This is a genomic window from Kitasatospora sp. NPDC059812, from assembly GCF_042732075.1.
Taxonomy (GTDB): domain Bacteria; phylum Actinomycetota; class Actinomycetes; order Streptomycetales; family Streptomycetaceae; genus Kitasatospora.
This window is the reverse complement of record NZ_JBHWIO010000051.1, coordinates 1-20016: the sequence shown is the minus strand read 5'-3', so window position 1 is coordinate 20016 and position 20016 is coordinate 1. Positions and strand designations below refer to the sequence as shown.

Genomic DNA, 20016 nt, shown 5'->3' with positions numbered 1-20016 from the left:
GGGGCCGGCGGGCGGCCCGGCGCGGGGGGGGTCAGCGCTTAGTGGGTAACCGGGTCCGCCGGCGGGACGTTGTGCGGGGGGGGACCTGGCCCCCCCCCGCCGTTTTGATCAGACGGCAGCTGCTGTTGCTCGTCCGGCTCCGGCGGTTACGGCTCGGTGTCCGGGTGGTGCTGCTCCTCGAAGAGGGCCGACTGCCCCGCCAAGAGGCTGTCCAGGAACCGGCCGTGCTGCGGGAGCGTGCGGTCCTCGGGCTCCAGGGCCGGGGTGAGGGCCTGAGGAACCTCGGTCTGCCGGCCTTCGACCCGCGGCTTTTCGGCTCGCAGCGTTTCGGCCTGCGGCGTTTGGATCCGTAGGGTTTCGCTCTGGAGGACTCGGGCCCGGAGGACTTGGGTCTGTGGGACCTCGACCTGGCGGACCCGCCCGGCGCCCAGGACACCGAGCGCCTCGGCGAGACAGGTCATCGCCTGACCAGTCTCGGCCTCCCTCTCCCCCGGCCTCTCCCCCGTGCTGGTCTCGTCCTCCACCTGGGCGCGGCCGCGCGGCGACGTATGTGACTTCGCGGCTCTCGCTGCCTTCGCACCGCCCCGGCCGGCCATCGCCGCCCCCGTGCGCGACGCGGCGGACTCCTTCCGAAGCCGGTCGACCTCCGTCTCCAGTGCCGCCAGGCGCATCCGCAGGTCGTCGAGCTCGCTCATGCTCCCCCTCGTTCAGGACCGTCCCCGGCCTCCCACGACCGTTGACGTGCCGCTTCAGCCTAGCCGGGCGCCCCCGGGCCGCCGCCCCCGGCTATGGACTTGGCCACGGGCACGCCAGTTCGCTCGTCGCCCACGCGTTCGCCTAAGGCGACGGCACGTAGTTCGGATGCTGCCGCAATGCTGCTACTCCGCCTCATGAGCATCGGGAGCGGCCACTGAAACCTTGCGGCCGTCGGCGCCTCACCGGGTTGCGGCTCCGGGCAGTTCGCAGAGGTCGAGCAACTCGTGGAGGCGGTCAGCGGCCAGATTCGGATTGGCTGCGGCTCCTTCCGCGTGCTCCGGGTCGTTCAGCAGGGCCGAGACCAGGTCGAGGGGAAGGCGCGGATTGGCTGCCGCGGCTTGACGGACGCTGGGTTCGGGGTCGGCGAGCAGGTGGACGGGCGGCTGGGCCAGGCCGGCGTCGGAGGCGGCCAGAGCGCGGACGTCCGGGTCGTCGTGGTCGAGCAGGTGGTCCAGGCCGGTGCGGGGTAGACGGGGCAGCGTGAGCAGGTAGGGCCGCTGGCGCGGTGCGGCGATGAAGGCGTCGAGAACGAGTGCGGGCGGTGCCAGCGGGTGGTTGAAGGCCAACAGATGGCGCACGTCCGCGTCGGCGTCCTCGGCCAGACGGTGCACCAGCTCCGCCGACAGCAGGGGGCAGGTCGCGGCGACTCGGCGCAGCTGAGGATCCGCGGACGCGGCGCACGCCTCGTACCAGCTTGTCCCCGGCTCGACGAACATCTCGCCGACAGCACCGACGTTCTCGACGGCGTGGCCGAAGACCCAGTCGATGGCGGCGCGCTGCGGCCAGGTCCGCGGCAGTGGGTGCAGCTGGGCCCGGGCCCGTACGGCGCTGTCCGGGTCCTGGGCCAGTTCCGCCAGGAGTGGCGGGTCCAGGTCGGCTCTGGCGGCCACCTGCTTGCGCACGTCCGGATCGGGGTCGTGGGCGAGGCGGGCGACGATGTCGCCGGGCGTGTGGGGGTTGCGGGCAAGCGACCACAGGTCGCGCCGTTCGGCGAGGCACTGCTCGGCCACGGCGTGGGAGACGGCGTAGCTGATGAGCAGAAGATTCCGGGCGTGGCAGTCGCGTTCCGGCAGCTCCGCTTCCATCGCCGCCGGGTCCAGGATCCGGCGGTGGTCACGGGCGGCCTCCGCGACGGTGGGATCCGGGTCGGCCAGGAGCGCGTCGCGTTGGCCGGGAGTCAGCCACAGCCACAGGCTGGCGGCCTGGGCCCGAAGTACGGGGTTCGGGTGGTCGAGCATCCTGTGGTGGAACGATGCACGGATCTGCCCGGAGAACGCCAGCTCCTGCCGGATCTCGTCTGCGCTGAGCATCTGGTCCCGGTGGTGTTCGTCGCGGGTGGTCAGCAGGATTTCCAGGACGTCGTCGGGCAACGGCTCGGCCCTGCTCAGGCGCGGGCGCGGACCTGCGGCAAGGCTCGCGCGGACGAAGGCATCGGGGTCGTCGACCAGCCGGCCGCGCTGTTCGGGAGCAGCGTGCCGGTTGCGGGCGAAGGCGCGGCGGACCGTCTGCTTGGGGTGTGCGAGCACCGCCTCGACGACCTCTGGGGGAAGGGCACGTTCCTGGCAGAGGGCCGTCCAGACCGCCCGCCCCTGCGGGGCCAGTAGACGCAGCAGAACCTCGGACGGCGCAGCCCGGTTGGCCGCGACGCCTCGCAGCCACGGTTCCGCGAGAAGAGAGGAGGACATCGGGACATCGTGGCAGTGGGTACGGCACCGTGTCGACGGGTTCGCTGAACCTGACGGCCCACCGAACCGAAGCTGCCGACTTTGATCGACCATTTGCTGCCTCCTGAATTTTCCGCGGAAAATTCAGGAGGCAGTGAGCGAGTGGGGCCGACGTGTCATCTGGATCGGGCTGCCGCTCCCCCGCTGGCTCAGCTCTCCACCGCTGAATTTTCCGCGGAAAATTCTGCGCCTTCGGACTGGGCGCTGCGGAATCGGAGGCCCGCTGGCGGACCTTCGGTCGTGCTTCGGCCGCAGTGGATCAGGTCGACTGACACGGCCTGGGGCAGTCGTTCTCGACGGCGCGGGCGAGGCGGGGGCTCGTGGTGATGAGCATCCGGAGGGCCGTCCCGAGTGAGTCACGGGAAGCCGATCAATCCCCCGGGCCGTCCCGGTGTCCTCTCTGAGGCTCCGAATTTTCTGCGGAAAATTCCGAGATGCGGTTCAGCAGTCCGGGCTGTCGAAGCGGCCGGTTTGGCGGAGGAGGAAACGGGATGTCTGTCTCGACCCGGACGGCGCGGTTCAGGATGGATGGTCGTCATCCTGGCAACGCCCGCCGGCGTCGGCTACCAGAACCAGTGCGGTGGGCGCTCCTGCCCTCGGTGCGGGCCTGCGGGCAATCGCCGCGCAGTGAGCTCAGAGCAGGCGATTTTCCGCAGAAAATTCTCCATGTCCAGGACAGCAGCCAAGGGGCACAAGCTCCTGCCGCTTCTTGCCCCGGCGGCGGATGATGGGCAGAGCAGCTGTGTGTCCTGGCTGTCATCGGGCTGGTGGATTCGCACGCTCTCTGCCGTTGCACAGTACGGCGGACACGCGCCATTGGAGTGGGGTCCGGACGGCGTGTGACGTCATCACGGGGAACCTGTCAGTCCCCCAGGTCGTCCCGGTGTTCTCTTTGAGACCCCCGAATTTTCTGCGGAAAATTTCGTGGTGTGGTTCAGCAGTCCGGCTGTCTGGTCCATGGCGGTCTGAGGGAGCGGCACTCGGCTGGCTGGCGAACGACCCCGAGGGCGAGCCCGAGCAGACCGTGTCGGTCCTTTCCGACGGAGGGCCCCGGTATCGGCTTGCGGTTGTGGTGGGGCTCAGCTGTGTGAGGGAACTGTCGAAGCTGCCGGTTCGGTGGCGAGGAAACGGGATGTGTGTTCCGACCTGGACGGGCGCGGTTCAGGATGGATGGTCGTCATCCTGGCAGCGCCCGCCGTCGTGGCCTACCAGAGTCAGTGCGGTGGGCCATCGCCGTGCAGTGAGCTCGGAGCAGGCGATTTTCCGCAGAAAATTCTCCATGCTCAGGACAGTCGTGGGACAGAAGCTTCTGCCGCTTCTTGCCCCGCCGGCGGATGATGGGCAGAGCAGCTGTGCGCCCTGGCGGCCGTCGGTCTCATAGAATCGCACGTTTTCTGCCGTTGGCACAGCACGGCGGACACGCGCCGGTGGAGTGGGGTCCGGACGGCGTGTGACGTCATCACGGGGAGTCGATCAATTCCCCAGGCCGTCTCAGTGTCCTTTCTGAGGCCCCGAATTTTCTGCGGAAAATTTCGGGACGCGGTTCTGTAGTCCGGCTTCCTGGTCCACCGCGATCCGAAGAGAGCGGCACTCGGCCGGCTGGCGAACGACCCCGAGGGCGATCCTGGGCAGACCTGTCGGTCCTTTCTGGTGGAGCCGTGCCATCGGCCCGCGGTCGTGATGGGCACTCAGCCACGTGTGGGGGAGTCGTTGAGGCGACTGATCCAGCCTGAAGTAGATGGCGCGTCTGTCTCGACCTGGACGGGTATGGCTCGGGATGGACGGCCGTCATTCTGCAGCGCCCGTCGGCGTCGTCTACCAGATGGCGCTTCTTCGCTTGGCGCAGGCAGGCAATCGTCGCGCCGCGAGCCTCGGAGGGCGCGTCGCGTCATCAGGGAGGATCCAGCAATTCCCCGGGCCACCCCAGCGCCCTACCTGAGGTCCGCCGAATTTTCTGCGGAAAATTTCGCAGCGCGGTCCACCGCAGTCCGAAGGGACTGGCACCCGGCTGGCTGGCGAACGATCCTGCGGGCTTGCTCGGCCGGACCGTGTGGGGCGGGCCTGCGAGTCGCATCATTGGCCTGCAGTTGTGACGGGGGCTCAGTCGTGTGTGGGGGAGCTGTTGAAGTGACTGATTCAGCATGGAGGAACGGCGCGTCTACCTCGGACTGGATGGGTGTGGCCCACGATGAATGTTCGTCATCGTGGCAGTGTCCATCGGCGTCGCCTACCAGAACCTGTGCGGTGGGTGCTCCTGCGCCCGGCGTGGGCAGGTGGGTAGTCGTCGCGCAGCGAGCTTTGGACGGCATGACTGTGTCCGGGGCCAGGGGGTCGCGGCTCGGTGATTTTCCGCAGAAAATTCGTCGGCGGTCGGGCAGGGGCAAGGCCGCTGTTGCTCTTCGCCTCGGTAGCGGATGACTGGGTACGCGTCCTGCCACGGCCCGCGTCGACAGGCTCTACGACTCCGGCGAACCGGCCTACCTGTGCAGGCGCGGCATCCGGCGCACCATCCTGGAGAAGACCTACCAGATCCGTAGCCGAAAGAAGCTCGGCGGCGGCGACGGGGTACGACGAGTTGGCTGTCCGCTACGAGGCAACCGCGTTGATCGCCGCCATATCCGAGTAGCTGCGAAACGCCCCCCGCTGCGATCATGTGGCGGTGAACGATGGACTGCCCGACGGCTGGACGATCGAGCGAGTGCGCTCCGCATCAGAGGATCCTGAAGCCGCCCTGCTCACCCTCGAACGACTGGTCGTGGTCGAGGAGCACGGCCGCGCGGACTATGTCTCACTCCGACCCGACGTCATCCTGTCCCTCCACGGCCTGTGCCTCGTGCGAGCGGACGACGACTGGTACATGGGCGAGCTCGACTCCGACGGCTCAGTCATCTGCTGGGCCGCCTACGGTCCCGACTTGGGCGAAGTCATCCAGGGGTTGTGACGTATCAGGCGATCGGCTTGATCGCTTTCACAGCGTGCCTCAGTGGGGGAGAGGAACCACCCCCACGTGCCGTGATAGGCGCTCCCCCGTAGGAGACCGCAGGGGAGTCGAAGCCGTCGGCAATTCTTGTGCCGCGAGGGCGGGGGCCGCTTGCTGGGAACCGGCGCACAGCGCTCGCGCCAATCGGAGCCCGATCTGTCTAGCAGTCAGCCGACGGATTTTCCGCAGAAAATTCGAGGGCTTCGATGGGGGAGCAGCATCAGCATCCGGACCAGCCGACTGGAAAGCGCACGCTCACGTGCTGCACAGCCACGGCTTGGACCCGGGTTCGGGTTCCGGCTCATCAAGGGGCTTCCGTGCCGCCGATCCATGCCGTCCGGGCTGGCTCTTCCGAGCTTCTCCGCGAAGGCCGGCCAGAGTTCTCGACGGACATCCATCGTGCCCACGGCAATGGCAACGGAAGAGGCTGGCAACGGACGATGCCGGGGACGGCCGATCCATGGGCCTTCGTCGAGGGACTCTGAATTTTCCGCGGAAAATCCGATGCGCCATCGGCCAAAGCGATGCTCTGGACATCCACGGCGGCGTCGAGTTCGCCACCTCTACGTCCGCCGTTTGACCTGCTCTACGGTGCCTCTGCCTTCACGATCGAACCAGCAGCTCGTATCCGACCGGACCGATGGTCCCGGAAGTGCTCACCGGGACAGGACCGCCACCTCCCGATCTCGACCGTACGGCTCATACCTCGGAGAGAACCCGGCCAGTGGGGCAGCGGGCCACAGCTGATGCCGGTCGTCGAACGCATTGGGGTCAAGGGCCCCGGCATGTCATCCGCGCACACCCCCGACTGCCGCGGCAACTGTCGCTACCTGCGAAGGCGCCAGATTCAAGCACACCATTCCGGAGAAGCAGGATCAGCGGGCCAACCGTCGGCGACGAGGCAGCTGAGGAGATTGGCCGGGCTTCGACAAGGAGATGTGCAAGCGCCGGAACGAGGTCGAGCGCACGGTCGAAATCGGCTCGGTGTCCTAGATCCGCCTGTGGCCCAGGTCGAGGGTCGGTTCGATTTCAGGACGTGGGCCCGTTCGGTCAGGCCCGTCGCGATGTCGTCCCAACCTGGGTAGTGCAGCCACAGGGCTCTGCGTTGCCTTCCGCATCAGTGCCGGCTCGCCCGGCCGTGGCAGAGGTACGAGCCGGTACGCCAGACTCCGTATCTGCACCGGCAGGCAGCTCCGTCAGCTTGGTGCGGGCACAGCTCCCGCAGCATGGCGAGGATTGCATTCGCGTCGGCGAAGGCCAGCTCCCCGGCGAAGTAGTGCTCGTCATCGCCGTAGCCACTGAAGCGGATGCCTCGTGACGGGCTTTCCAACGGCGGCGGCAGCCGTGGTCAGCCTGGCGATGGCGCCGACGGCCGGTATCTCGGTGCTGCCACGAACCCTGGCCTACCGTGAGGCGGAGGACCGGAGGGGAAGGGCAGAGGGTGAAGGTCCAACTTGCCGCGCTGCCGCGGCGGGCTGCGGTACGCCTGAGGTCGAGCTGGCCGGCCAGGAGACGGCGGAGCCGGGGGGCAGGCTTCCGGCGGAAGGAGAAGCGAGCGCGATGTTCGGCACCCGTCCGGCGTGGGTGTGAGAGCGAGTGGCCTCTTCGAGGCCTCGGGAGCCGACTCCTCAGCGGTCAGAGGCGATTTGCATGCCGTAGGCCACTTCACGTTCAAGGGCCTGAACACAAAAGACATCAGAAGACCACTAATAAACAAATCTCGATACGGAGCTGCTTTCGGGCGACGTGGCGCTGGGCATGTCGACCCGCAGCCTTCCGACGGGGGCCGGGCCCTTCGGTATTTAGTTTGTATGCATAAGGGAGGAGGCGGTCCGGATGAGCGGTGCGGATGCGGTGGCTGAGGTGAGCCACGCCGACGGCCGAGACTTCGCGACGTGTCCGGGTGATCGACCCGACGAGTCCGGATGTGGGGGAGAGGGCAGGACGCGGCCTGGGGGAGTGGCGGAGCGCCGTCCACCAGAGCCGGACGCCTCGCGCGGACGGGAGCCCGGTGCGCGGGGATGACTCCCGTCGTCGTGGTGTCACGGGACTCTGTGAGTCGGTGACCGAGTCCTGGAACCTCATCGACGCTTGGCTGGCGAAGAACGTACCGGCCAGCCTGCCGAGCTTCGCTCGCCCGCATCGCCCGAAGCCGTCGGGCGTACCGAGGAGCGGCTCGGGTTCGAGATCCCCGCCGATCTGCGCGAGTCGCTGCTGTGCCACGACGGAGACGACGCCTACATCGCTGTCCTTCCGTGCGGCCCCTGTACTCCACGGAGAGGGTCTGGGACGCCGACGATCCGAACCAGCAGGACGACCCGTGGTGGGGAGCGCGGCGGACCTCGTTTGCCAGCCGCGACGGCGACGAGCTCGGCCTGTGGCACAACCACCTCGGAGGGCTGCCTACGACTCGGCCTACCTCGCCGGCTGGTCGAGCGTCGCTACTTGGCTCCACGCCGTCGCCCGGACGATGCTGCATCACGATGACTGCGATCACATCGAGCCAGGCAGTTCACCAATTCACTTTCATCTCAAGGTAGTTGATCCGTAGATCTCATCGACCGAGCGGAACTCGGTTGAACTGCAAGCCCTTTGTGGGAGTCCTGCTCAGGCATTGGGAACGCAACACCTGAACTGGGCGGACTGGTCTTCGGTGTTGCCCACTATCTGGTTGAAGGGCCCGCGATGTGGTGTGTCATCACATCCCGCACGAGGCCCGCCGTGAAAGCCAGTTGCAGGTGTCTGGCCGTCGGGCGCGACATGACCGTGGCGAGTGCGGTGCCGGGCACCGGCCGAACTCCGCTGCCTGCGCGAGAAGTTCGGCGTGCCGGACCGAGACGGAGGCTAGGGCGATGGCGGCGCCGACCAGCGGGTAGCACAGGGGCGCGAGGCCGACCGTGGTGAGCATGACGACGGAGGTGACCCGGCGAGCACGGATCCAGCTGTAGCCGGAAGGCTCCCAGCCGCGTTCGGCGTTGAGCGGCACCATGCCGACGTTGAGGGTGCCGGTGAGGCCGAGTTCGCAGACGGCTCCGGCGGCGACGAGCGTGCCGATGAGGCGGTGGCGACGGATGTGGCGCAGCCCGTCGAGGAGGTCGGTGCGCGCGCTGCCGGGTTGTGGAGCGTCCTTGCCGCGTGCTCCGAGGGGACGTATTCGTACCGTCAGCAGAAGCGGTAGGGAGAGGGCGAAGAGCAGGCCTGCGGAGGCGTCAGGGGCGGAAGGGGAAGCCGTAGAGGTTGCACGGACACGTGTCCGTCCGGTGGGCTCTCCGGGTGGGATGGTCAGCCCCCGTCGGTCGGGGTCAGTCAGCCTCGGCGTTTATCACGAATACCCAGGTCACGGCGCGGAATTGTTGAAAGCGCCGCAGCCGGGCGGCCGGTGATCATGCTGAATCGTATGAATGCAGAAGACACACCCGTGGTCCGCCGTGAGATCTACGACGCCAGGAACAAGAAGAGCCTCCCGGGCGCCCTGGTGCGCTCCGAGGGCGAGGCTGCGAGCAAGGACGAACTGGTCAACAGCGTCTACGACGCGCTCGGCACCACCTTCGACTTCTTCCTCACCGCGTACGGCAGGAACTCCCTCGACGGCGAGGGCGGCCCACTTCGGGCGACCGTCCACTACGGTGACAAGTTCGCCAACGTGTTCTGGAAGGGCGGGCGGCTGGTTCTCGGCGACGGCGCCGGCGAGTTCGTCCAGCTGCGTCCACGCGACCTCCTCGACGTCGTCGCGGCCAGCGTGAGCGGGCAGATCCTGAACCCGCAGCTCATGTACTTCGGTCAGTCGGGGGCGCTCTCCGAGTCCATCAGCGACGTCTTCGCCTCCCTCGTCAAGCAGTACTCGCTCGGCCAGAGCGCCGACCGGGCCGACTGGCTCCTCGGCGCCGGAATGCTCTCCCCTGGTCTCAAGGCCAAGGCGCTGCGCTCGCTGGCCGCACCCGGCACCGCCTACGACGATCCCCGGCTGGGCAAGGACCCCCAGCAGGCCCACATGGGCGGCTACATCGAGACCCAGCAGGACAACGGCGGGGTGCACCTCAACTCGGGTATCCCCAACCGCGCTTTCCACCTCGCCGCCACCGCCATCGGCGGAAACGCCTGGGAGAAGGCCGGCCGGATCTGGTACGACGCCGCGACCGGCGGCAAGCTCGCCGCCGACGCCACGTTCGCCGACTTCGCCAAACTGACCGCGACCATCGCCGAGGACCTCTACGGCACTGGGACCGAACTGGACGCCGTCAACAACGTCTGGAAGTCGGTCGGCGTCCTCTGACCCCTTCCTCACCAACAGGTTGTCCGGCGGGCCCACAGGACAGGGCTCCGCCGGAAGAACGCGCCGAGCCGTTCGGCGTCCTCCGCCGCGTCGCTGGGTTTCCCTCGGCCGGGGTCACCCCGGTGGCTTCGAGAACGATCAAGTCAGCCCCCGGGGTGTGGGTGGCGGCGCGCCAGGACCATGGCCGTTGGACGCCCTGCCGGTTGAGGAAGTCCTGCAAGGCTGTCGGCTGCAGCACGGGCACAGGTGCCGGCGCGGTTGGGGGAGGGGCCGGGGACGGACCGGTCAGGCCAGCCAGCGCAGCACGGTCCAGGGGCCGGCGGGCAACGGGGAGAAGACGACCGTGGGTACCAGGAGCAGTCCGGCACTCACCCACCAGTAACGCCGGCCCCGTAGGCCGGTCAGGCTGCGGAGCCCGAGGTTGACCAGCCACCACAGCAGGCCGAAGACCGTCCAGACGACGACGCCGGCCACCACCCACACCATCGGGCCGTCGTTCTCGGTGGGTTCGCGCTGCCCGAGCCCGAGCCAGACCAGCGGGTAGTTGAGGAAGAACACCAGCGTGAACATCAGCGGGACCATGGCGGCCAACCCCAGCGCGACGTTGACCAGCACCGGGGCCGCCCACGCCGCCCACGCCGCCCGCCTCGGCCGGGCCTCAGGCGCTGCGCAGGGGTGCATGGTGCTTCTCCAATGCCCGGTAGAGCTCGGTCAGTTCGACGCCGTGTTTGCCCTGCGGCCGGGCCCGTGACCGGGCCGTCGTAGCGTCGGGAAGTCGATGGTGGGGGTGTTGCATTCGTCCTGCACGCTGGTCAGCCGTGGGCAACGTCCTCGGGTGCCGACCGGGCGAGGGCGTCGGCCACCGTCGTGCAAGCGAGCCGGGCCACGGAGCGCAGTTCGGCGTCGGGGGTGCCTGCCCGGCTCAGTACGGCCAGCGACTGGGTGACGGCGACGACGAATACGGCGAGTTCGTCGAGCGTCCGGGGGTCGGCCGAGGAGTCCGCCAGTGCTGTGCGCACCCGTTGGCGCTGCGCGTCGAGCAGACGGCGCACCTGCGCGTTGTTCTCCTCCTTCAGCGTCGACGACTGTGCGGCGGACTGGGCGATGAGGCACCCGGCGGGGACCGACGGGTCAGCGATGCGGTCCAGGACGACGCCGAGGAACGCCTCGACCGCGCGCACCGGATCACCGGGGTGCGCCGCGAGCGCCTGCTCGTACTGCGTGCCGTAGATGGACGCGTAGCGGTCGAGGCACTGGCCGAAGAGGGCGTCCTTGTTGCCGAAGGCGCCGTAGAGGGAGCCGCGGCCCAGGCCGGTGGCCGAACCGAGGGCATCGAGTGAGGCGTCGGCGTACCCGCGCTGCCAGAACACCTGCATGGCCTGGTCCAGTGCCGCGCTGATATCGAACTGCTTCCGGCCGGACACGGCGTGCACCTCTCCTGCTTCTCTGCTGTCCCACGTCTCTGCGGCGAGCCTACCCGCATCTTGGACCGATCGGTCAGTTCATCTTTGACTGATCAGTCCAAGATGGCTAGCGTGCAGGCAGGCGGTTCCCGGACCCGAAGGCCTGCCGGCGGCCGGCCGCCAGTCGAACCGGGCGGTTCCCGCCGTCTCGGCGAACCCGTCAACCCTGTGCCTCCGAAGGATGATCATGAGTCTGTCGCCGACCCGCCCGCCCAGGCCCGAAGGCCGCGGTTCCGTCTCCCGGGTGCCGAACCTCCCGGCCGGCTTCACCGACACCTTCACCAGCCGCTACGTCGACACCGGCGAACTGCGCCTGCACGCCGTCACCGGCGGCGAAGGGCCTGCGCTGCTGCTGGTCGCCGGCTGGCCCCAGACGTGGTACGCCTGGCGCCTCCTGATGCCGGCGCTGGCACAGGACTTCCAGGTCGTCGCGGTCGACCCGCGCGGCGTCGGGCTGTCCGACAAACCCCTGGGCGGGTACGACACCGGCACGCTCGCCCGCGACCTGGTGGCGCTGATGGACGCGCTCGGGCACCGGCGGTTCGCCCTGGTCGGCCACGACGTCGGGATGTGGACCGGTTACGCCCTGGCCGCAGACCACCCCGACCGGCTCGACCGCCTGGCCGTCGCCGAGGCCGCGATCCCGGGGTTGTCCCCCGCGCCGCCCCTCCTCGGCAGCCGGGAAGTCAACGACCGCCTCTGGCACTTCGCCTTCAACCGCCTCGCCGACGTCAACGAAAAGTTGGTCAGCGGGCGCGAACACCTCTACTTCGGCCACCAGTTCGCCACGAAGTCCGCGAAGGCACTGCCCGACTACGCCGTCCAGCACTACGTCGACACCCTCGCCGCCGACCCGGAAGCCCTGCGGGCCAGCTTCGAGTTCTACCGCGGACTCGACACGACCATCGCTCAGAACCAGGAGCGCAGGACTCGACGGCTGACCCTGCCCGTCCTGGCGATCGGAGGAGCGGAGAACCTCGGTGCCTCCGTCGGCGAGACGATGGAGCTCGCCGCCGACGACGTGCAGGGCCTCGTCCTCCCCGACTGCGGCCACTACCCGGCCGAGGAGGCCCCACAGGCGATGCTGGCCGCCCTGACCGCGTTCCTGGCCCCGTACCGGGACGGGGAGGGCGCAGAGGACGCCCCCACGGCACGCGTCGGTCCCACCACCCCGGCCTGTGACTGACCCCCGTGCTGGCGGGGGAGGGGCTTCTTTCTGGCCTGCGCGGAGCAGTGATGCCTTTGCCGTTTCTTGATCAGGGCTCACGCCGCCGGATATAGCGAACCGCGGTGATCTGTTGAACTGTCAGGAAACGGCAGGGAGGTGTTCCATACGCCAGGGCTGCGCGGGGGCGCACGGCTGTTCGGGGCGGCCGGTGAAGGCGAATGCGTCCCGGTGGCGGTGCCGTCCCTATGCCGCTGCCCGTGCGTCACGCTCTCTCGCGATGACGGGATTCGGGGCCGGGTCGCCGGGGATATCCGGGGGTTCTCGGAAATCAGGGGCTCAGAGAAACGGACATTGTGCTTCATGACACGCGGGTCGTGTCGGCATCAGGCCTGATCATCTGGAATGCTGTTCCAGTCCGCCGTCACCGGCTTTGATCGGCGGGCATCCGCAGTACCGGGCAAGCGGCCCGGGAAGCCCACGGAGAGAACGGAACATCATGAAGCCATCTGTACTTGTCGTGTCCACTGACCCTCAGGGATCGGCCGTCGTCTGGGCGGAGCGGGTGGGGGACAACCTGCCCTTCGATTTCATGGCGGCGCACGACCAGGCCGATCAGCTGCTCCACCTCAAGAACACCGGTGCCAAGGTCCACGTCATCGCCAACCAGAAGGGCGGCGTCGGCAAGACCACGACCACGGTGAACCTCGCGGCGTGCACCTTCGACGTCCTCGGCGAGAAGGACGAGTACGAGCACATCTTCATCGACACGCCGGGCACCCTGGCCGATGAGGAGATCCTGCGCAGTGCTCTGGAGATAGCGGATGACGTCCTGGTCCCGATGATCACCGAGCCATTGTGCTTCGACCCGACGGCGCGGACGATCCAGAAGGTCATCGAGCCGATGGACATCCCCTTCCGGGTCGTCATCAACAACTGGGACCCCCGGGACGGCCGCGCCGACCTGGAGGACACCGAGGCGTACATCGCCGCGAAGGGATGGCCGCGGGCCAAGACGGTCCTGCGGCGTTACAAGATCCACTCCCGGGCGGTGGCCGAGGGAACGGTCGTCACCCAGTACAAGGAGAGCGGCACCGCCTACCGGGCCCGCGAGGACTTCTTCCGGCTGTCCCTCGAGCTCGGATACGGGGGTCGCTGATGGCCGGCCGTCGTGTTTCCTTCGCCTCGATGGCGGCCGACCCGGTCGTCGACGCCCCCGGGGTGGTCAGCAACCAGGAAACTCCGGCCCGGTGGGTCCCCACGGGGCCGGACTCTCCGGCCCGGTGGGTTCCCACCGCCAACTGCCTCCCCAACCCGCGCAACCCGCGCGACGACCTGGGCGACCTGTCGGACCTGGCGAGCATCAAGGACCGCCAGCTGCAGAGCTGCCTCGCCGTCACCCCGGACGCGTACCTCCGGCTCTGGCCGGAGGACGAGGGCCTGCTCGCTGCGGGCCCGCAGGACGTGGTCATCGTCAACGGCAACCGGCGCCGGGCCGCTGCCGCGCTGTACGGGCGCGAGCAGCTGCTCGTCGTCGTCGACGACTCGGTGGCGGACTCCAAGGCGACCCTGCTGCGTGCGGCGCTCGACGAGAACATGGCGCGCAAGGACTTCGACCCGATCGAGGAGGCCAACGCGGTCCTGCTCATCGTGGCGCAGTACGCCACCGCCAAGGAGGCCGCCGAGGCGGAGGGCTGGTCCCAGAGCTGGATCTCGCACCGCAAGAACCTGCTGAAGCTCCACCCCGAGCTGCAGCGGCAGGTGCGGGCCAAGGCGCGGGGCGAGGAGGGCGTCTCCATCAACGTCGCCCGCCGTCTGGGATCGGTCAAGGGCATCGAGGCGATGTCCCTGGCCGAGCAGACGGAGCAGCTGGAGCAGCTGCTCCAGGCCGACGCCGACGCCGTCGCGGCGAAGCGGGCGGCGAAGCTGGGGGCCCGGGCGGCGGCGGCTCAGGCCTCCGCGGACGGGGCGACTCCTCAGCCCGCGCCGCAGCGACCCGTCGCATCCGCGAGTGGGCCTGCGGAGAGCGCGACCGCGACCGCGGCTGTGACTGCGGCTGCGTCCACGGCCACGGTCACGCCGTCGCCGGTGGATCCGTCGCCGGTGGATCCGTCGCCGGCGGAACCGTCGGCCTCGGCTACCCGGTCGAAGCCCGCCAGTTCCGGCGCGGGTGAGAGCTCTGCTTCGGCTCCGGGCACCGAGTCTGCTTCGAGCACGGAGTCCGCTCCGAGCGCCGAGCGATTTTCCGCGGAAAATTCCGAGCCTCTCCCGATGCCGGAACAGCGAGCCGAGGCCTCCCCGGCCGAGCAGTCGTCGGCCACGCCGTCCGCGGAACTCGGCGATGTCGACTGGCACGACGTCGAGGAACTCGCCGACGCCATCTGCCGCACCCTCTCGGCCGACGAGGCCTACCGCCTCGCCGACGCCCTGGCCAACCGTCTGCTGACGACCAACAGCTGACGCGTCCTCCGGTGCCCGCCCCGTCGTTCGCACGGGGCGGGCACCGGATCGGCTTCCCTCGCCGGTGCCTGCGGGAGGGAAGCGTGGACTTCTTCGGCCGTCCGAACGGTGCCGCTCACAGTCCGGCTTCGTACGTCCCGGGCGGCACGGGCGTCCTGTCGTACGGGAGATAGCACCTCATGCGGTACGACAGCAGGTGCTGTACGAGGTCGCTCGCCAGGAACGGCTCTTCCCACTCCCACTGGGCACCGCCGCGGCAGGCGGTGCAGGCGGCGTCCCGGTGGCTGCGGCACACCGCGCGGCGGGCAACGTGCTGGGTGCGCATCTGGAGTCGCTCGGACAGCCAGATCTCCGTATGGGCTCTCGCCTTCTGCGGCTTGCAGCGCAGCAGAACGCAGACCTCTTCGACGCTGAGCACCCGCAGAGCAACGCCCAGGCGGGCGTGCTGGCTGACCTGTGAGGTCGCCAGGCCGGGCAGGAGTTGCTCGGTCAGGCTCGGCTCAAGCCTCTTGATGAGCTGGTAGCTCGCTCTCTTGCTGTCTTCCCCTGCGGGGAGATCGTGGATCAGCCAGATGAGCGGGCTGTGCACCACACTGGTCGCCTTCCGGTTCGCCCGCAGGAGGCGCGCGGCGTCCTTGAAGTCCTGGCAGGACTTCTCATCCTCAAGGCGCTCCAGGAGGTTGCGACGTGCCTCGGCGTACTTTTCGAACGGCCGGTGTCCGTAGTCGACGACCTTGATCTTCGTCTCGGGAGTCGTCACCAGCTTCGCTGCTATCCAGGCCCACTCCGTCAGCATGGGACCGACCATAGCCCACGGCGGTGCTTCCGGAGGAGGCCTCGTCACGGACTCGGGCGGTGACGGAGAGCGGTTCCGGCCGCCCGAAAGTTCGCGTGGAGAAGGTGATTTGACGCTGCGTCGACTGATGCGTTCCGCCGCGGCGTGCGGTCAGGTCTGTTCGTTCCCGGTCCACGCACGGAGCTTTTCCGGGTTGCGGACGGCCCAGATGCGGCTGACGCGGACGCCGGTGGTTTCGAACGCGGCCACGGTCACCGTGACGCCGGTGTGCTGGGTGACCAGGCCGGGGCGGCCGGAGTTGTTAGAGCTGCCGGAGTCCGTGCGGCGCGGATGCGCCGACGGCCCGAGGACGCCAGTTGTCGGCAGGCCGCGGGCGTCCGGTCGACGATCTCGGAGACCTCGGCGCCGCACCTCACATCTCGCGGGCCTGCGTCGTCGGACTGCCGAGTACGTGCTCGCCGCGATCCTGGCGTGGCGGCCGGGCGGCGGGCCTCCCCGCCCCATCCTGTACGCGGCGGGCTTCCTCGCACTCGCCTCGGTCCAGGTTGGCGTTGCGTCAGGCGCTGCCGGGTGCCTCTGGTGCCGACCCGCTGCGACGCACCCCGTGACGCCCGCCGAGCCTCGGGGGCCCCGCGCCGTACCGTCAGCGACCCGTCTGCGGGCTCGGGCCGGGGCGCCGCAGTGTCGGTGGTGTCTGGTACGAAGGCCCTGTGACGGAGGACGAGATCATCAAGCGGCTCATCGAGCAGAATGCCGGAGAACGGCCTTCGCCCGCGCCTCCGGAGGCCGTGTCCGGGCTCGAAGCAGTTGTGGGGCACCCGATGCCGTCTTTGCTCAGACGGATCTATCTCGAGGTCGCCGATGGCGGATTCGGCCGCTGGGGCGGTGCCCTGTCGCTCACCGAGTACCGTGACGAACCGCCCGTACTGGAGGCGTACCTCGGGTGGCGCGAGGGCTACGGCGCGGACTATCCGACACCGGTGGTACCGCTACTGCCCTGGGGCTGCGCTATCTGGTCGCTCGTCGACTTCGGCACTCCCGACGGGCGGATGTGGGGTTGGGACCCGAACGGCGGGTGCCTGCGTCACTCCCTCTTCCCCGAACCGTTCACCCTGTCCGAGCGGCTCACCGGCTGGCTGGACGGCCGGGAGGACTTCCCGCAGCCGCCCAACCTGGCTGACTGCTCGGAGTGAGTGGTTCGGCACGGCTGTATGGCTATTACCTGACGCGAATGATTGCTCGGGAGCAATGATTCATCCTGAAATCGGCAGATTGGGTGGCGGCTCGTCACGCACGGTTTCTTGGGGGATTCTTGACCGGGAAGTCGAAGCGTGCGCCCGTCGAGTTGGACAATCCGGAAAAGTCATCAAATTTTCACATTTTGCACAATCGATGCTTGTGCATTGCGGAGGTGAGGATGACGATGGACCGAGGGGGACTTCGAAAGAAGGTTGATCATGTCATTCCTCGGACAGTTCCAGTCCTTCGGGCGGTTCCGTGACGACTGGGGCGGCGGTGGTCGCGGTGGCGACTACGGCGGCGACTTCGGTGGCGACGGTGGCGGCTACGGCGGCTACGGCGGCTACGACGACTTCGGCGGCGACTTCGGTGGCGACCGTGGCGGCTACGGCGGCTACGGAGGCGACCGCGGCGGCTACGGAGGCTACGGAGGCCGGTGGTAAGGATCGCTTCCCTGTGAGAGCGGGCCGGGCACGTGTGCCCGGCTTTGCCGTGTCGGCCGGGAGTGACCCCATGCGGCCCCGCGCCGGCCGTGCGTGTGGAGATCTTCCATTCCCGGAGCAGGGTCTCTTTGATCGGGAGTTCCTCTCAATCCGGGAGTGATCTGGGCTCGGGGACGAGCGAGAAGACCGTGAGATGACGAGGAAACACAGGCTTCGGTCGGCTCTGCGACGCTTGCTCACGGTCGCCGAGACCTCCGATGTGGTCGCCGCGGCACCGCCGGTCCCGCTCCAGGCGATCTTCCGGCGGTTCTGGCCCTACACCAAGGGCGGCCGCCGATGGCTGGTGGTGCTGCTGGCCCTGGTCGCGGTGGGCCCGGCGATCGAGGCGATGGAGATCTGGCTGTTCAAGATCGTCATCGACGACATGCTCATTCCGCACCGGCTGGACCTGTTCCTGCCGATCGCCCTCGCCTATGTGGGGCTGACCCTGCTCTCCGGAGTCCTGGGCTTCGCCCGCCGGGTGATCTCCACCTGGGTCAGCGAACGCTTCCTGCTCATCCTGCGGTCGGACGTGTTCCGGCACATCCAGGGCCTGTCACTGGGCTTTTTCGAGCGCCGGCGGCTCGGCGACGTGCTGTCCCGGGTGACCGGCGACGTGGACGCGGTCGAGACCTTCCTGCTCTCCGGCATCGTCAACGCGCTCGGCCAGGTGGCGAGGCTCGGCATCTACGTCGGCCTGCTGCTGGTGCTGCGCTGGGAGCTGACCCTGGTCGCGCTGGTCGCCGCGCCGCTGTTCTTCCTCACCGCCCGCCGCTTCGCCAAGCTGATCCGGGCGGCCTCGCGCGAACGCCGCCAGCGCAGCGGCTCGATCAGCGCGGTCGCCGAGGAGACGCTCGGCAACATCGCGCTCGTCCAGGCGTACAACCGCCAGGGCTGGGAGCACGCCCGATTCCAGCGCGAGAGCGTCGGCCGGTACCACGCGGCGATGGCCTCGACCAGGATCGGAGCGCTCTACGGGCCGGCGGTCGACTTCGTCGAACTGCTCGGCGGCCTGGTGGTCATGGGCCTCGGGGCCTGGGAACTCGTGCACGGCCGGCTCACCTTCGGTGGCCTCATCGTCTTCCTCACCCTGCTGAGCAGGCTCTACGGCCCGATCCAGAGCATGTCCGGACTCGGCAACACCTTCTACGCGGCCTCCGCCGCCGCCGAGCGGATCATCGAACTGCTCGACCAGCGTCCACAGGTGACCGATCCCGTCACCCCCCGGTCGCTCGGTCGCGCCCGGGGCGGCATCGAGTTCGACGACGTCACCTTCCGTTACCCGGAGGTGGAGGCGCCCGCGCTGGCGGGGGTGTCCTTCGAGGTGGCACCGGGGGCGACGCTGGCCCTGGTCGGCGCCAGCGGCGCGGGCAAGTCCACCGTCGCCAAGTTGCTGCTGCGCTTCTACGACCCGGACGACGGCGCGGTACGGCTCGACGGCCTCGACCTGCGCGACCTCGCCCTCACCGACCTGCGCGAGAACGTCGCGGTGGTGCTCCAGGAGACCCTGGTCTTCCACGGCACCGTCCGGGAGAACATCGCCTACGGGCGTCCCGAGGCGAGTGAGGCCGAGATCCTGGCGGCGGCCCGGGCGGCGGACGCCCACGAGTTCATCACCCGGCTCCCGGACGGCTACGACACCCTGGTCGGCCAGCGCGGCCGGCTGCTCTCCGGCGGCCAGCGCCAGCGCCTCGCGATCGCCCGCGCGATGGTCCGGGACGCCCCCGTCCTCATCCTCGACGAGCCCACCACGGCCCTGGACGCGGAGTCGAGCCAACGGATCATGGGCCCGCTGCGTCTGCTCATGGCCGATCGCACGACGATCATCATTTCGCACAACCTGCTGACCGTTCGCGACGCCGACCAGATCGTCCTGCTCGACCAGGGCCGGATCGTCGCCCACGGCACCCACACGGAGCTCCTCCTCCGCAGCTCCGTCTACGCGGGCCTGCACCGGTTGCACCACCCGCCGGGCGAGTCCGTGGAGGCCGTCCCCTGAGTCGTCGCCCGGGCGTACCGATCTCGGTACGGTGCTGGCCGAGGCCTCGGTGCGGGCCTGGCCGAAGCCTCGGCCGGGCCCGGCTGGGGCGTACCGCTGGGGGAGCAGAAGGTCCGCGCCGGAAATCAGCTGACCGGCGCTGCCCCGGCGGGCTCTCGCCCTGCCTGCCGATGTTCGGAGCACTACGTGGCGAATCCGGTTGAGCAGTACCGGTCGCCTGGCACTAGATGATCTTCGCGTTCGAGGAGTGACGATGAGGGTCGGGCCGTGGGCCGGGGGGGGTCTCGGGGCTCGTCGCGGAAATCGGGTTCTGGCTCAGCTTCTGTTCTGTGGCTGGCGACAATAGGTCACAGAGTTCGCCTCGCGGAGACGTGATCAATAGGGTGTCTCAGGCCGCGGTGACGGGCCGCGCGCACATGTGAACGCTCGGCAGGGCCTTGTCCGAGCTCTCCGAGAGGCACTGCTGATGCACCCGGGTGTTGCCCGACTGGCTGGGATTCTGCCGCCGCACTCCGGAGCCGGCGATCCCGTCGACTGGGACGAGGCGGCTCGTAGGTGGGGCACTTCGTTCCCGGCGGACTACCTGTCGTCGACGGGTGAAATTAGGGCCACGGACGGCGCATCAAAAGCGGGCCACTGCGTGATCTCTTGAACATCCTGACTTCACTGGTATGGGAGT

At 68.8% G+C, this 20016-nt stretch carries 14 protein-coding genes and 2 pseudogenes; 9 read left to right on the top strand and 7 right to left on the bottom strand.

Going from position 1 to position 20016, the window contains the following annotated elements; genetic code table 11:
• Nucleotides 1–146: 146 nt before the first annotated feature.
• Together ACFV6D_RS23920 and ACFV6D_RS23915 are read right to left on the bottom strand one after the other, a co-directional pair.
• Nucleotides 147–695 carry a hypothetical protein gene (locus ACFV6D_RS23920; protein WP_380561066.1) on the bottom strand — a complete coding sequence of 183 codons (549 nt, stop codon included), beginning with the start codon at nucleotides 693–695 and terminating at the stop codon, nucleotides 147–149.
• Nucleotides 696–935: 240 nt separating this feature from the next.
• A complete protein-coding gene (locus tag ACFV6D_RS23915) occupies nucleotides 936–2441 on the bottom strand; it encodes a hypothetical protein (RefSeq protein ID WP_380561065.1) in 1506 nt (501 codons plus the stop codon).
• 2698 nt (nucleotides 2442–5139) lie between these two features.
• Here ACFV6D_RS23915 and ACFV6D_RS23910 point away from each other — a divergent pair.
• The gene (locus tag ACFV6D_RS23910) at nucleotides 5140–5421 is read left to right on the top strand and encodes a hypothetical protein (protein WP_380425333.1); all 282 of its coding nucleotides are present in this window, start codon (nucleotides 5140–5142) and stop codon (nucleotides 5419–5421) included.
• Between the two features lie 851 nt (nucleotides 5422–6272).
• Nucleotides 6273–6432, top strand: a pseudogene (locus ACFV6D_RS23905) (IS5/IS1182 family transposase); the annotation flags it as partial.
• A gap of 1726 nt (nucleotides 6433–8158) precedes the next feature.
• Here ACFV6D_RS23905 and ACFV6D_RS23900 read toward each other — a convergent pair.
• On the bottom strand, nucleotides 8159–8449 hold the full coding sequence (locus ACFV6D_RS23900) for a hypothetical protein (RefSeq protein ID WP_380561064.1): 291 nt from the start codon (nucleotides 8447–8449) through the stop codon (nucleotides 8159–8161).
• Nucleotides 8450–8857: 408 nt separating this feature from the next.
• Here ACFV6D_RS23900 and ACFV6D_RS23895 point away from each other — a divergent pair, with 408 nt between their 5' ends.
• Nucleotides 8858–9733, top strand: coding sequence for a M4 family metallopeptidase (locus ACFV6D_RS23895; RefSeq protein WP_380561063.1), 876 nt, complete (start codon nucleotides 8858–8860; stop codon nucleotides 9731–9733).
• Between the two features lie 285 nt (nucleotides 9734–10018).
• Here the strand turns inward: ACFV6D_RS23895 and ACFV6D_RS23890 are convergent, their stop codons facing one another.
• Entirely contained in the window at nucleotides 10019–10414 is a 396-nt protein-coding gene (locus tag ACFV6D_RS23890) for a hypothetical protein (protein ID WP_380561062.1), read from the bottom strand.
• A 131-nt stretch (nucleotides 10415–10545) separates the two neighbouring features.
• On the bottom strand, nucleotides 10546–11157 hold the full coding sequence (locus ACFV6D_RS23885; RefSeq protein ID WP_380561061.1) for a TetR/AcrR family transcriptional regulator: 612 nt from the start codon (nucleotides 11155–11157) through the stop codon (nucleotides 10546–10548).
• A 226-nt stretch (nucleotides 11158–11383) separates the two neighbouring features.
• On the opposite strand from ACFV6D_RS23885, the gene ACFV6D_RS23880 reads away from it, so the two are divergent.
• The 3 genes from ACFV6D_RS23880 (at nucleotide 11384) to ACFV6D_RS23870 (ending at nucleotide 14821) form a co-directional block, all read left to right on the top strand.
• Nucleotides 11384–12382, top strand: coding sequence for an alpha/beta fold hydrolase (locus tag ACFV6D_RS23880; RefSeq protein ID WP_380561060.1), 999 nt, complete (start codon nucleotides 11384–11386; stop codon nucleotides 12380–12382).
• A gap of 499 nt (nucleotides 12383–12881) precedes the next feature.
• Complete coding sequence (locus tag ACFV6D_RS23875) at nucleotides 12882–13520, top strand: ParA family protein (protein WP_279634975.1); 639 nt, start codon at nucleotides 12882–12884, stop codon at nucleotides 13518–13520.
• Nucleotides 13520–14821 carry a ParB N-terminal domain-containing protein gene (locus tag ACFV6D_RS23870; RefSeq protein WP_380561059.1) on the top strand — a complete coding sequence of 434 codons (1302 nt, stop codon included), beginning with the start codon at nucleotides 13520–13522 and terminating at the stop codon, nucleotides 14819–14821. The genes ACFV6D_RS23875 and ACFV6D_RS23870 overlap by 1 nt, the downstream gene beginning before the upstream one ends.
• Nucleotides 14822–14936: 115 nt before the next feature.
• Here ACFV6D_RS23870 and ACFV6D_RS23865 read toward each other — a convergent pair whose 3' ends face one another.
• Nucleotides 14937–15617: a hypothetical protein gene (locus ACFV6D_RS23865; RefSeq protein WP_380561058.1), complete on the bottom strand. Its 681-nt coding sequence runs from the start codon at nucleotides 15615–15617 to the stop codon at nucleotides 14937–14939.
• 150 nt (nucleotides 15618–15767) lie between these two features.
• A pseudogene (locus tag ACFV6D_RS23860) lies at nucleotides 15768–16021 on the bottom strand (hypothetical protein); the annotation flags it as partial.
• A 306-nt stretch (nucleotides 16022–16327) separates the two neighbouring features.
• On the opposite strand from ACFV6D_RS23860, the gene ACFV6D_RS23855 reads away from it, so the two are divergent.
• The 3 genes from ACFV6D_RS23855 (at nucleotide 16328) to ACFV6D_RS23845 (ending at nucleotide 19337) form a co-directional block, all read left to right on the top strand.
• A complete protein-coding gene (locus ACFV6D_RS23855; protein WP_380561057.1) occupies nucleotides 16328–16810 on the top strand; it encodes a hypothetical protein in 483 nt (160 codons plus the stop codon).
• 264 nt (nucleotides 16811–17074) lie between these two features.
• On the top strand, nucleotides 17075–17299 hold the full coding sequence (locus ACFV6D_RS23850; RefSeq protein WP_063352531.1) for a hypothetical protein: 225 nt from the start codon (nucleotides 17075–17077) through the stop codon (nucleotides 17297–17299).
• Nucleotides 17300–17492: 193 nt separating this feature from the next.
• A complete protein-coding gene (locus ACFV6D_RS23845; protein ID WP_380561056.1) occupies nucleotides 17493–19337 on the top strand; it encodes an ABC transporter ATP-binding protein in 1845 nt (614 codons plus the stop codon).
• Nucleotides 19338–20016: the final 679 nt, after the last annotated feature.

Bases quoted from the DNA above. Each gene is read 5' to 3' on its own strand.
- ACFV6D_RS23915 (WP_380561065.1), bottom strand. From the start codon at position 2,441: ATGTCCTCCTCTCTTCTCGCGGAACCGTGGCTGCGAGGCGTCGCGGCC.
- ACFV6D_RS23845 (WP_380561056.1), top strand. From the start codon at position 17,493: ATGACGAGGAAACACAGGCTTCGGTCGGCTCTGCGACGCTTGCTCACG.
- ACFV6D_RS23880 (WP_380561060.1), top strand. From the start codon at position 11,384: ATGAGTCTGTCGCCGACCCGCCCGCCCAGGCCCGAAGGCCGCGGTTCC.
- ACFV6D_RS23920 (WP_380561066.1), bottom strand. From the start codon at position 695: ATGAGCGAGCTCGACGACCTGCGGATGCGCCTGGCGGCACTGGAGACG.
- ACFV6D_RS23850 (WP_063352531.1), top strand. From the start codon at position 17,075: ATGTCATTCCTCGGACAGTTCCAGTCCTTCGGGCGGTTCCGTGACGAC.
- ACFV6D_RS23870 (WP_380561059.1), top strand. From the start codon at position 13,520: ATGGCCGGCCGTCGTGTTTCCTTCGCCTCGATGGCGGCCGACCCGGTC.
- ACFV6D_RS23895 (WP_380561063.1), top strand. From the start codon at position 8,858: ATGAATGCAGAAGACACACCCGTGGTCCGCCGTGAGATCTACGACGCC.
- ACFV6D_RS23865 (WP_380561058.1), bottom strand. From the start codon at position 15,617: ATGCTGACGGAGTGGGCCTGGATAGCAGCGAAGCTGGTGACGACTCCC.
- ACFV6D_RS23900 (WP_380561064.1), bottom strand. From the start codon at position 8,449: ATGGTGCCGCTCAACGCCGAACGCGGCTGGGAGCCTTCCGGCTACAGC.
- ACFV6D_RS23890 (WP_380561062.1), bottom strand. From the start codon at position 10,414: ATGCACCCCTGCGCAGCGCCTGAGGCCCGGCCGAGGCGGGCGGCGTGG.